We start from the raw sequence: 13,257 nt of genomic DNA on the forward strand, positions 1-13,257 counted from the left end.
GCCCATGTTCGTGCTCGTGGGCCTGTTCCGGCTCCTCGTCGTCGCGCTCGGTCTCGTCGGCACGCGCGCCATCTGGCGCGACGGCGACGTCGAGGGCTTCGTCTACTTCACCAACCTCACCAGCTTCCTGACGGTGGCGGTGTTCGGCTGGGCGGCGGTCACGACGCTGCGGCGCCGGGAGCCGCCGCCCGTCCGGGCGAAGGGGCTGGTGACCCTCGCCGCCGCCATCACCGGGCTGGTCGCGTGGCTGGTCCTCGAGCCGGAGTCCCCGGACGCCCCCGCCGTGTTCCTGGGGCTCACGGACGGGCAGGTCGAGCACCGGGCGCTGCCGCTCGCCGTCGTGCTCGACTTCCTGCTGCTCGACCCGCACCGCCGCGCCCGCCTGCGCGACGCGGGCCTGTGGATGCTCTTCCCGGTGCTCTACTTCGGCGCGATCCTGCTGCGGGGACAGCTCAGCCCGGGCAGCGAGTACCCGTACGGGTTCATCGACCTGGACGCCCTCGGGTGGGGCGGGCTGGGGCTCAACCTGGTGCTCTACGGCGGCGCGTTCTACCTGCTGGGGCTGCTCATCGTCGCCGTCGACCGGGTGCTCCCGGCCCGCCCCCTCCTCGGCGGCGTCAGGGCGTGACGATGGCGAAGTCCGGGTCGCCGGGGTCGAGGACGGCGGTGAGCCGGCCCAGGACGGCCGCGTCGCCGTCGACCTGGATGCCGGCGTCCGCGAGCCCGTCGGGCGTCACGCCGCCGAGGGCGAGCGCGGGCAGCGCGCGCGTCGTCGTGGTGAGCGTCAGGTCGGCGTCACCGGCCTGCGTCGCGGCGCTGTACGTGAGCACGCCGTTGCGGAGCCACAGCCGGTAGCGCTCGCCGGAGTCGGTGAGCACGACGTCGATGGTGAGCCGCTCGTCCCAGGCGCGCGGCCCGTCCACCTGGATGGCGATGGCGTCGAACAGCATGGCGGGCGTCAGCGCGGCGATGATGTCGTTCGCCGCGGTCTGCGTCGGGGTACCGAAGCTGCCGTCGCGCAGCTCGGTCGCGCCCGACAGGTAGACCGAGCGCCAGGTCCCGTTCTCGGCCCCGTAGCCCAGCTGCTCGAACGTGTCGGCGAGGAGCTCCTTCGCCCCGGCGTGGTCGGGCTGGGCGAACACGACGTGGGTCAGCACCTCGGCGACCCAGCGGAAGTCCCCGGCGTCGAACGACGCGCGAGCCTTCTCCACGACGGCGTCCGCGCCGCCCATGAACTCCACGTACCGCTTGCCCTGCTCCACCGGCGGGTGCTGCCACAGGTGCGCTGGGTTGCCGTCGTACCAGCCCATGTACCGCTGGTAGATCGCCTTGACGTTGTGGCTCACGGACCCGTAGTACCCCCGGGCGTGCCAGGCGTTCTCCAGCACCGGCGGCAGCTCCAGCCGCTCCGCGATCTCCGCGCCCGTGAACCCCTGGTTGAGCAGGCGCAGCGTCTGGTCGTGCAGGTAGGCGTACAGGTCGCGCTGGAGCGCCAGGTACTCGACGGCGCGGTCCCGCCCCCAGGTGGGCCAGTGGTGCGAGGCGAACACGACGTCGAGGTCCGCACCGAACAGGTCGATCGTCTCGGTGAGGTAGTTGGCCCAGGCGTGCGGGTCGCGGACGACGGCTCCCCGCAGGGTCAGCAGGTTGTGCAGCGTGTGGGTGGCGTCCTCGGCCGCGCACAGGGCGCGGTGGTCCGGGAAGTACACGAGGAACTCGGCCGGTGCCTCGGTGCCGGGCGCCATCTGGAACACCATGCGCACGCCGTCGACCGTCTCCTCCTGACCGGTGTGCGTGATGTCGAGGGTCGGGGTGACGAGCGAGACCGAGCCGGTCGACGTCGTCTGCCCGAGCCCCGCCCCCACCTGACCCTGCGGCCCGCGGGCGAGCGCCGCCCCGTACATGTAGCCGGCGCGCCTGGCCATCGCCGTGCCGGCGTAGACGTTCTCGGCCACCGCGTGCTCCGTGAACTCCGCGGGCGCGACGACGGGCACGCGCCCCGCGTCGACGTCCTCCTGCGTGGTGACGCCCTTGACACCGCCGAAGTGGTCCACGTGGCAGTGCGTGTAGATGACGCCGGTGACCGGGCGGTCGCCCCGGTGCTCGCGGTACAGGGCGAGCGCGGCGGCGGCGGTCTCGGTGGCGATGAGCGGGTCGAGCACGATGACGCCCGTCTCGCCCTCGATGAACGTGACGTTGGAGAGGTCGAAGCCGCGCACCTGGTAGATGCCCTCGGCCACCTCGAAGAGCCCCTGCTCCGCCACGAGCTGCGACTGCCGCCACAGGCTCGGGTTCACGGTGTCCGGCGCGTCGCCGGTGAGGAAGGAGTAGGTGTCGTTGTCCCACACCACGCGACCGTCCGCGGCGGTGATCGCGTTGGGCGTCCGCCGGGCGACCAGGCCGCGCGTCGCGTCCTCGAAGTCCTGCCGGTCGGAGAACGGAAGACTGTCCAGCAGGGCACGCTGCTGTGCGGTGATCGTGGGCGTGGCCGGCTTCGGTGCGGTAGGCATGGCGCCACGATGGCACCGCTCCTGCGGCAGCGCGCGGCGAGGGATCAGCCGCCGGCGGACGCCGCCCGGCGGGTGCGTCGGCGCTCCGCCAGGTCGTACGCCTCGCGCACGGAGCCGAGCAGCGTGTCGCTGCTGGGGACGACGGAGTCGCGCAGGCGCTCGCTCACGCCGCCCGTCTCGAAACGCCGCCGCAGGTCCTCGGGCACGCCGCAGACGACCACCTCGACGCCGTGCTCGTGCCAGCGGTCCAGCAGCCGGTCGAGGGACTTGAGGAACGTGGTGGACGGGATGCCCGCCGACCCGCGCAGCGAGATCACCAGGGCGGCGTCGTGCGTGCCGGCGGTGTGCGGCCACTCCTCCTCGAGCCGGTTCACCTCGGCGAAGAACCCGGTGCCCACGTAGTGCAGCACGGTGGTGCGGCCGCTGGGCAGGACGGCGGGGGCGTCCTCGACGCGGAAGTCGCCGTCGTCGGTCGGCACGAAGCGCACCAGGCGCCCGCGCTTGGCCGCCTGCACCGCGAACAGCACGATCGACAGGCCGGCGCCGAGGAAGATGGCCTGCTGCAGCGGCAGCTGCGTGGTGGCCGCGAACGTCACGACCAGCGCCGCGGCGGACAGCCACGACGTGCGGAAGACCAGCACGATGTCGGCCCACCGGCCCACGACCAGCTCGCCGCCGATGACGAGCAGCAGGCCGCCGATGACGGCCATCGGGATCGTCCCGGCCAGCGGCCCCACGGCCAGCACGATGACGATCAGCCAGACGCCGGAGAAGATGCCCGCCCAGCGGGTCTGCCCGCCGCCGCTGGTCGCGACGCCCGTGCGGGACAGCGACCCGCCGGTCGGCAGCGCGCCGAAGAAGCCGCCCGCCACGTTCGCGAGGCCCTGTGCCGTGAAGTCCTTCGAGACGTCGGTACGTGACCCGTCCGGGTTCGGCACGGCCGCGCCGATGCCCGCCGCCTGCGCGAGTGCGACGAGCGCGATGGCGAGGCCGCCGGACACGAGGTCCGGCAGCGCGCCGACGTCGGGCAGCGTGAGCGGCGGCAGGGACCGGGGGATGGCGGCGATGTCGGAGACCAGCTCGACGTCGGTGCCCAGCAGCGCGACGACGACGGTGACGACGACGAGCGCCAGCAGGGTCGCCGTCTTGCGCAACCGCGGCACCAGGCTCAGCGCCGCCCACGCGGCGACGGTCGCGACGGCCACGGCGACCGTCGGGCCGTCCCAGTCGCCGACGTGCGCGACGGCCTCGACGAGCTTGCCCACCGTGTTGTGCGACTGCGGCTCGTACCCGGTCGCGTCCTTCACCACGCCGGCCACGATCTGCACCGCGATGCCGGCGGTGAAGCCCGTCATGACCGCCGTCGAGACGAACGACATCACCGAGCCGAGCTTCAGCACGCCCAGCAGCGCCATCCACAGGCCGACCACCAGCGTGAGCGCGGCGACCGAGCCCAGGTCCGACGGGTCCAGCCCGGCGTCCGTGAGCACGCTCTTCGCCGACAGGGCGATGGCGCTGGTGAGCGTCGTGACCATGAGCACCGTGCGGGAGAAGAACGAGCCGACGATCGTCGGCACGGCGCCCGACCAGAGGCCCATCGGCGCGGAGAACCCTCCCACGGTCGCGTACGCCATGCCCTCCGGGATGGAGAACAGGCCGGTCACGAAGCCGGAGACGACGTCACGCGGGGTGGGCCTCGACACTCGCACCCCAGCACAGTGCCCCACGGCCCGGGGCACCGCGACCCGGCCGCGCGGCTGCTCAGCCGCAGTCCAGGTCCTCCCGCACCGACGCCGTCGCGTCGACGACGCCCTGGGCCTCGTCCCTGAGCGAGTCGGCGGCCTCCGCGAGGGTGGCGCCGTCGTCGACCTGGCCGAACGCGGTCACGAGGGCGTCCCAGGCCTGCTCGACGTCGTCCGTGCGGTCGTCCGACACCTCGGCGAGGCTCTCGTGCAGCGTGCGCTGCGCCTCCGCGGCCTGGTCGCGCGCGGCCTGCACGTCCTCGACGGAGGCGTCCGGGCCCAGCGTGCCCGCGAGGTTCCGCAGCGCGTCCGTGTAGGCGGAGAGGTCCTCGCACGTCTGCGTCGTGTCGTCGCCCATGGCGTCCGTGCTGGACTCGCCGCACCCCGCGAGCAGCAGCGCCGTCGCGCCCAGCGCCGCCGTACCCAGCACCGCGTACCCCTGTCGTGCCCTCGTCCGGCTCATGGTCGACTCCCTCGTCGCGCTCCGACGCCCTCACCTCGACCTTCGTCGTCCTCGGCCGCGCTCGCGAGCGCACGGCGCGATCGTGGAGGTTTCCGGGCGTTCCCGATCATTCGGATGTACCGCCGTTCAGCAGGCCTAGTCCACCGATATCTGACACCTTCGGAGTGGTGTCCGCGCACAGCGTCGCGCGCGGGCGGTTTGCACCGATGTGTGGAGGGGCACTGATGGTGGATGGTCGTAGGTCAGCGGGGGAACGACAGCGCCGCAGCGCGCGCTTGCGCGCGCGACGGCGCGTGCGTCGCGCCGCCTCCGTGCTCGGCGCCGTCGTGCTCGCGCTCGCGGGCGCGGTCATCCCGGCGACGACGGCGTCGGCCGCGACGTGGAGCATCAGCAAGGAGGCCACGACGCCCGGGCCGTACTCGCCCGGGCAGCAGGTCACCTACGAGGTCCAGATCTCCTGCTCCGACCCGAGCACCCCCTGCCAGAACACCGAGTTCACCGACGCGCTGCCCGACGGTCTCGAGCTCGTCACCGCGGAGATCATCAGCCAGCCCGCCGGGACGGCCGGAGACCTCACGGTCGACACCGACGGCAATGTCGTGACGGCGGTCTGGCCGAGCTTCACCAACGGCGAGCAGGCGACCATCTCGATCACCGTACAGATCGACCCCGACCTGCCGTACAGCGAGAACGGCGTCCCGATCGTCAACACGGCGACGGTCGTCGCGGACAACGCCCCCGAGAACTCGGCCGACGAGTCGATCACACCGGACGTCGAGCTGGTGCTCGACTCCGAGACCACCAAGACGATCGACCCGGAGGGCGCCCTCGCCGCCCCGGGCACGGCGGCGACGATGACGATCGGCGCCACGAACACGTCGAACGACCCGGTCGACACGCTGGTGATCCAGGACCCGGTGGACCCGACGGCCGACCCGAACCCGTTCACTTACCTCGAGTACACGGGGACGGGTGACATCACGCTGCCGCCGAACGCCGACACGGTGGAGGAGGAGTACTGGGACGGCACGCAGTGGCTGCCGCTCGACGACTCCGTCGACCCGGCGACGGTGCAGGGCGTGCGGTACACGTTCAGCGGCGACATCCAGCCGGGCGCGACGGCGAGCATCCCGGTGGAGGTGCAGCAGAGCGAGGCCGTCACCGAGCTCACCACGGCCACGACGGTCACCAACGACACGTCGTCGTACGTCACGCACGGCGACGACGAGTCCGAACCGACGACGGCCGACGACACGTACGTCATCACGCCGCCGAACAACAGCGTCACGGCGTCCAAGAGCTTCGACCCGGCCACCGTGAGCGCGGGCGACCCCACCACCGTCACGATCGGCGCCACCAATACGGGCACCGCCGTGGACACGATGTCCATCACCGAGCCGTCGACGGACGATCCGAACCCGTTCACCGGCGACAACCCGCTGACGTTCACCGGCTTCGGCCCCGACGGCGACGGCACCGGCGTGCAGTGGCCCAACGGGGCGAGCGCGGCGAGCGTGACCTTCACGTGCGCCGACGGCTCCACGCCCACCGAGGAGGCGACGGCGCCCAACACCCTGCCGAACCCGCCCGCCGGCTGCGTGGTCGAGGGCTTCACCGTGACCTTCACCGGAGACCTGCCCACGGGCGCCGAGGCGTCGATCCCGTTCACCGCGGACACCGACCCCGACCAGGAGATCGACGACGTCACCCACACCAACGAGATCACGGCGACCGTGCCGAACGCGGAGGGCGAGGCCTCCGCCGATCTCGTCACCCTGGTGGACCGGCTGGCGACGAACACGAACAAGCTCATCTCGCCGTCGGAGATCCCCGCGATCCCCGGCCAGAGCGTCATCGTGCAGCTCCCGACGCAGCTGCTGCCGTTCGGGCCGGACGGCTCGACCACCAATGCGGACCAGGTGGTGATCCAGGACCCGACGGACCCGGACAACCCGGACGCGTTCTGGGACCACTTCGAGGCGACGTCGGTGCGCTCGACCAGCGTGCCCGCGAACTCGACGCTGACGATCAACTACTGGGACGGCAACGAGTGGGTCGAGGCCCCCGACTGCGGCAGCCCGATCGCCGGGGTGGCGACCGTGAGCTGTGACCTGCCGCCGGGCGCGCAGGGCGTGCAGTTCGTCTACGAATCGACCGGCAACGGGTTCCCGCCCGGGGCGGAGTTCCAGCCGAACTTCGTCGCCGAGTTCACCGGGCCGGAGGGCTGGGACGACCCGGTCGACAACTGCGGCGCCTCGAGCGCGTCCTCCGGCTCGGTGTCCCCGACCGAGCCTTCCGAGGGGTGCGCCCCCGTCGACCCGTTCCCGGTGGACGGTACGGGTGACCTCGACTTCATCACCAAGGAGTTCCTCGACGCCCCTGCGACGGTCCGAGCGCGGACCGACGACCAGGCGACGGCGCGCATCACGTGGTCGACGAACGGCTTCTCGGGCGTCGACCCGATGGTGATCTCGGACATCCAGGACCCGGAGACCACCGCGGTCGCCGACTCGTTCTACGACGCGTTCAACCTGGTGAGCATCCCCGCGATCGACAGCGATCTCGACCCGCTGATCGAGTACGACGCGATCGCCGGGGTGGAGCTCTACGACGGCACGAGCTGGGTCCAGGCGACCAACTCGACGTGCACCGCGGCGTCACCGTGCGCCGGCGGCATGCCCGAGGTGACGCTCACGCCCGAGGAGCAGGAGTCCACGATCTCGGTGCGGATCGTGTACACGGAGAACCCGAACCGCAGCACGGACGACCCGCTCGCTCCGCAGCCGGGCGACGGCGTTGCTCGCTCGACCCTGACGGACGACCGTCACCTGGACCTCACGTTCCAGGTGCGCGACTACAAGCGCAGCGACGGCGACGTCCCCGTGCTGGGCACCGCTCACGACATCGAGTACAACGTGGACGGGAGCCCGGGGGTCGTCGACGACACCGCACGTGCGACGGGCACCTTCGACGGCCAGGACTACACGGACACCGACGACGACATCGTGACGATCCTGGACGAACCGCTGAACGTCACGGTCGACAAGATCTGGTCGGGCGGCCCGATCTCCGTGCCCCCGACGGGCACCCCGGCCCAGTTCTACCCGAGCACGACCGTGACGATCACCGGGACGAACGCCTCGGCGGCGAAGGTCGAGGAGCTGCGGCTGGCCGACCCGGTGGCCCAGGGCTCGGGCGACGTGGTCACGGCCGACGGCACGAAGCCGTTCGACGCGTTCACCCTGACCGCCATCGACCTCACGCCGCCGGAGGGCGCGACGAGCACCACGGTGACGCTGCACTACGACGACACCACCGCGACGTTCGACGAGGCGGGGGCCGAGGCGCTCACGCCGGCCGACCTCGTGGACGTGGTCGGCGTGGAGGTCGCGTACGACGGGCTGGTGGAGCCCGGCGCGAGCGGCACGATGGACCTCACGCTCCAGCTCCGGGCCACCGACCGGTACACCGGGGACCCGGTCGACGTCGCGGGCTACAACCCGGTGCCCAACCGGGCCGCCGCCACGATCGCCGACCCGGGCGGCGTCACCGAGCAGGACGTCCGCGAGGCCGACGACGACGCGTCGATGGTGCTGCAGGACGCTGCGATCGGCATCGAGGTGGGCAAGGAGTTCAGCCCCGACACGATCGTCGAGCCGGGCACCGGCCCGGTGACGATGACGCTCACGGGCCAGCCGCTCGGGCCCTCGCGCAGCGTCGAGATGGTGCTCACCGACGACGACCCGCAGTTCTGGAACCAGTACGACTTCGTCGGCTTCGACGGGGCGGCGCTCGCGCCACCCATCCAGCAGGTGCGCGTGGACGCGTACGTGGGCGGCGTGTTCTCCGGCGACCCCGGCTCGCCCGACCCGGTGACCGTCACGGGCGGCGACTGGGTTCTGGGCGACACGCTGTCGACCTTCACCCTGCCCGACGGCGTGGCCCCCGAGGACGTGCAGGGCCTGCGGTTCACGTTCAGCCGCACGGACGGCTCCGTCTGGGAGAACCCGGCGACGCCGGTGCAGAGCGTCCCGATCTCGGTGGAGCGCCGCGAGGAGATGCGGTCGGGAGGCCCGGTGCTGCCGGACCTGGCGGCCAACCCGCCCGGGCCCGGCGAGACCGACCCGGGCGTGGCGAGCAACACGGTGCAGGGCACCACGACCGGCGCCGACCAGGTCGTCGACCCCGACACCGGCGAGCTCGGTCCGGTGACTGCCGAGGACTCCGACGACGCGTCGATCCTGTACGAGCACGCGAGCAACGGCGTGCAGATCGTCAAGAACTTCGACGGCGTCGTGTCCGGCGGCGTGAAGGCACCGAACGCGGTGTTCCCGATGAACATCACGATCACGAACACGGGCGACCGGCCGATCGTCGACCCGACGATCGTCGACGACCCGATGCCGACCGACGGCCAGGGACCCCAGCTCCGGCTGGCCGACGTGGCCGAGCCGTTCTCGTACGCGCTGACCGGTGAGGACACCGACCCGAGCACGCCGGACCTGCCCACGGACGCCGCCCAGGTGACGGTGGACCAGTCGGGCGACATCGCGAGCCTCGGGTTCTCGTTCCCGGACGGCTCGGTGCTCGAGCCGGACCAGACGTACACGATCACGGTGATGGTGCGGTTCCGGGTCGGCATCGCGCCGGACACGCTGGTCGCCAACACGGCCGGCGTCATCGGCGACCGGCCGTGGGACGAGTGCGAGACCCGGCTGAACGAGGAGACGGGGGCCTGCGAGGCGGACTCGGACGTGCGCCCGACGGAGACCGCGGTGCTGAGCCAGTCGAAGTTCGTCAAGGCGACGGACGACGACGAGCTCGACGTCATGGTCGACCCGGACTACACGGGGCCGGACGTCGAGTGCACGCCGAACGCCGCCGGCTTCTACGCCTATCCGTGCGTGCCGGTCATCGCGCCGGGGCACGACCAGACGTGGCGCGTCCGCATCGACAACGTCGGGAACAACCCGTTCACCAAGGTGGTCGGGTACGACCGGTTCCCCACGCCCGGGGACACGGGCTCGTACGACACGTCGGAGCGCGGGTCGGCGTGGGCGCCGATCCTCACGGCCGACCCGCCGCCGCAGCTCGTGAACGCCCCGCCCGGCACGCAGGTCGCGTTCTCCTACACGACGGCGGACGACCTGTGCCGCGACGACATCGAGGACCCGCTCAACGAGCCGATCTGCCCGGCGGACCCGGAGACGGGGTGGGAGCCGTTCGTGCCTGGGCTGCCCGAATCGGTCTTCGAGGACATCACCGCGATCAAGTTCGTCCTCACCTTCCCGGAGGACCAGCCCTTCGAGCCCGGAGAGTTCGTGGCCATCGAGGCCACGTCGACCACCCCGCCGGAGGTCCCCGCGGCCGGCGACCGCTCGATCGCGTGGAACTCGGCCGCGGTGTCGGCGGCGTACGAGCGGTCGGACGGGTCGATGCACAGCCTCCTGCCCACCGAGGGCCAGAAGGTCGGCGTCGCGACGGCGTCGGGCCCCCTCCAGGTGAACAAGGTGGTCACGGGTGCCGGTGCCGCCTACGCGCCGGACGAGTTCCAGCTCAACGTGCAGTGCACGTCCGCGCCCGGCTCCTGGGTGGAGAAGGAGCTCGACCCGATACCCATCACCGTGGTGCCGGGCACGCCCACGACGGTGCCGAACCTGCCCTACGGCGCGGAGTGCACCATCACGGAGGACGGGAGCAACGGCGAGACGGAGCTGATCGTCGGCACCGTGACGATCGACTCCGAGACCGTGGACGAGGTCCCGACGGAGATTGTCGCCGTCAACCGGTACGACCTGGGCGGGCTCGTGCTGTCCAAGTCGGTGGAGAGCGACGCCGTCGACCAGGACGGGAACCCGGTCTCCTACGGCCCGTTCGAGGCCACCGTGGAGTGCACCTTCCTCGGCGAGCCGGTCTTCGCCGACGGGTACGACGCGGACACCCCGATGGTCGTGGAGCTGACCGAGGACGGCACGCCCGTCACCCTGACCGGCCTGCCCGTGAACTCCGAGTGCACCGTCACCGAGACCAACGCCGCGAACGCGGCGGGCACCACCATCACGGTCACGACGCCGGGCGAGGACCCGGTCGAGACCGACGGCACGTCGGCCGACGTCACGATCGTGCCCGACGCGGACGGTACTGCCGGCGCCCAGGTCGCGCTGGAGAACACGTTCGACGTCGGCGCGATCAACCTGCAGAAGGTGGTCGACGGCGAGGGCGGGCCCGCGTACGGCGCCGGCCCGTTCACGATCCAGGTGGTGTGCACCTACGACGCCGACGGCGACGGCCCGGGCGGCACCACCACGGTCTACGACGGCACGGTCGTGCTGGGCGGCGCCGGGCCGCTCGACGCGCAGATCGCCGACCTGCCGGTGGGCGCGGAGTGCACCGTCACGGAGATCGACGACAGCGGCGCGACCGATGCCGTCGTCGTGCCGGACACGGTGACCGTGGACGCCGACGAGCCCGCCGAGGTGGTCATCACCAACACGTTCGACGTCGGCACGATCCAGGTGGACAAGGAGCTCGCGGGCCTCGGCGCCCTCTACGGTCCCGGGCCGTTCGAGGTGACCCTGCAGTGCTTCTACCAGGACGTGGAGCTGACCATCCCGGGTGGCGCAGTGCGGGAGTTCACGGTCCTCGAGCCCGCGATCTACGAGGGTCTGCCCGTCGGAGCGCAGTGCACCGTGACCGAGACGGACGACTTCGGCGCCTCGTCGACGACGGTGAGCGTGGACGGCGGTGACCCGGTCGACGGGAACAGCGTCGACGTGGTCGTGCCCCCGGCGGACGACGGCGACCCCACGACCGTCACCGTGACGGTGACGAACACGTTCCGCACGGCCCCGCTGCTGGTGCAGAAGGTGGTCGACGGGGACGGTGCGGCCTTCGCGCCGCCGATGCCGGACCTGCCGCCGTTCCCGGAGATCCCGGACCCGCTGCCCACCGACCCGGACGAGCTCCTGGCGCTCCTGCAGCAGGTGCTGGAGTACCTCGACCAGGTGCCGTTCGACGAGTTCCCGTACCAGGTCTCGCTGGAGTGCACCACGTCGCAGGGAGCCCCGGTGGACGTCATCCTCGGCGGGCCGGAGCGCCGGTTCGGCCCGGGCTTCCCGGGGGTCTACTTCGGGCTCCAGGACGGCGACACGTGCACCGTCACGGAGACGGACATCGCCGGCGCGACGAACGTGACGGTCGATCCGGACCCTGTCGTCATCGACGCCGCCGGGACGGAGGTCCAGACGGTCACCGTGACCAACACCTACGACGTGGGCTCGATCCAGGTCGAGAAGGTGGTGGACGGCGACGGCGCGGGCTTCGTCACGGCGCCGTTCGAGGTCTCCCTGGCCTGCACGTTCCAGGGGCAGGAGATCGAGGTGCCCGGCGGGGCGACCCGCACGGTGACGCCGGACGAGCCGGCGACCTACGACGGGCTGCCCGTCGGCGCGGAGTGCGTGGTCACCGAGACGGACGCCGCGGGCGCGGCGTCGTCGACGGTCTCCACGACCGTCGAGGGGGGCGACCCGGGTCAGGTGGTCGTGCCGGGCGCGGACGCCGACCCCGCGGTGGTCACCGTGACCAACACGTTCGACGTGGGGTCGGTCGCGGTGGACAAGGTGGTCGACTTCGAGGGCAGCTCCTACGACGTGGGCCCGTTCGAGGTGACCCTCGCCTGCACGTTCCAGGGCGAGGACATCGAGATCCCGGGCGGCCCGGCGCGCGAGATCGCGGCGGGCGACACCGTCACGTACGACGGGCTCCCGATCGGCGCGGAGTGCGTCGTGACGGAGACGGACGACGGGGGCGCGGCGTCCTCCACGGTCTCGACCGTGGGCGACGGCGACCCGGGCGCGGTCACCGTCGCGGCGGACCCGGCGTCGGTCACGGTGACGAACACGTTCGCTCCGCCCCCGCCGCCCGCGGGCGGCGACGGGACCGATACCGGCGGGGGCGGCTGGCTCCCGACCACCGGCGCGGACATCGGCCTCTGGGTCGGCATCGCCGTCCTGCTGATCGCGGCAGGTGTGGTCGCCGTCGGGATCCGGCGCCGCCAGCAGCACTGACCGGGCCCCACGACGGCGCCGACCCTGGTCACGGGGTCGGCGCCGTCGGCGTCCAGGGGGCGTGCAGCGGCAGTCCGCCGTACGTTCGTTGCGGGCGCGACCTGCGCCGTCGTCGAGGAGGGGAGCAGCACCGTGACCGCCACGGGAATCATCACCGCGATCATCATCGGCGCGATCATCGGGGCCCTCGGGCGCCTGGTCGTCCGGGGCAAGCAGAACATCTCGATCCTCGTGACGATCATCATCGGGATCGTCGCCGCACTGCTGGGCACGTGGATCGCGAGCCTGATCGACGTCAGCGACACCGGTGGCATCGACTGGATCGAGCTGATCTTCCAGATCGTGCTGGCCGCGATCGGCGTCTCGATCGTTGCCGGGATGGGCGGCCGCAAGCAGACGACCCCCTGACCCTGCCCGGGCGGCATCCCGCGCGGGTGCCGCCGCCGGGAGCGCGAACGGGCCGGCCGTCCCTGGAC

Annotated in this window: 6 protein-coding genes; 3 read left to right on the plus strand and 3 right to left on the minus strand. The window is 72.1% G+C overall.

The features are described from left to right. Positions 1–4: 4 nt before the first annotated feature. Positions 5–628 (plus strand): Pr6Pr family membrane protein, encoded by a 624-nt coding sequence (locus tag ACFQ80_RS00890; protein WP_430562207.1) that lies wholly within the window; start codon positions 5–7, stop codon positions 626–628. Here ACFQ80_RS00890 and ACFQ80_RS00895 read toward each other — a convergent pair. From ACFQ80_RS00895 to ACFQ80_RS00905, 3 genes are read right to left on the minus strand one after another with little or no spacing between them, the layout of a single operon-like run. Further along, positions 618–2,510, minus strand: a complete 1,893-nt coding sequence (locus ACFQ80_RS00895) for an alkyl/aryl-sulfatase (RefSeq protein ID WP_430562208.1) — start codon at positions 2,508–2,510, stop codon at positions 618–620. The genes ACFQ80_RS00890 and ACFQ80_RS00895 overlap by 11 nt on opposite strands. 44 nt (positions 2,511–2,554) lie before the next feature. Beyond that, positions 2,555–4,219 (minus strand): SulP family inorganic anion transporter, encoded by a 1,665-nt coding sequence (locus ACFQ80_RS00900; RefSeq protein WP_430562209.1) that lies wholly within the window; start codon positions 4,217–4,219, stop codon positions 2,555–2,557. A 52-nt stretch (positions 4,220–4,271) separates the two neighbouring features. Then, on the minus strand, positions 4,272–4,715 hold the full coding sequence (locus ACFQ80_RS00905) for a hypothetical protein (RefSeq protein ID WP_430562210.1): 444 nt from the start codon (positions 4,713–4,715) through the stop codon (positions 4,272–4,274). Between the two features lie 293 nt (positions 4,716–5,008). On the opposite strand from ACFQ80_RS00905, the gene ACFQ80_RS00910 reads away from it, so the two are divergent. Together ACFQ80_RS00910 and ACFQ80_RS00915 are read left to right on the plus strand one after the other, a co-directional pair. Next, on the plus strand, positions 5,009–12,781 hold the full coding sequence (locus ACFQ80_RS00910; protein ID WP_430562211.1) for a DUF5979 domain-containing protein: 7,773 nt from the start codon (positions 5,009–5,011) through the stop codon (positions 12,779–12,781). Between the two features lie 132 nt (positions 12,782–12,913). After that, complete coding sequence (locus ACFQ80_RS00915) at positions 12,914–13,189, plus strand: GlsB/YeaQ/YmgE family stress response membrane protein (RefSeq protein ID WP_430549249.1); 276 nt, start codon at positions 12,914–12,916, stop codon at positions 13,187–13,189. Positions 13,190–13,257: the final 68 nt, after the last annotated feature.

It is taken from the genome of Isoptericola sp. NPDC056578, from assembly GCF_042793275.1.
GTDB lineage: Bacteria > Actinomycetota > Actinomycetes > Actinomycetales > Cellulomonadaceae > Isoptericola.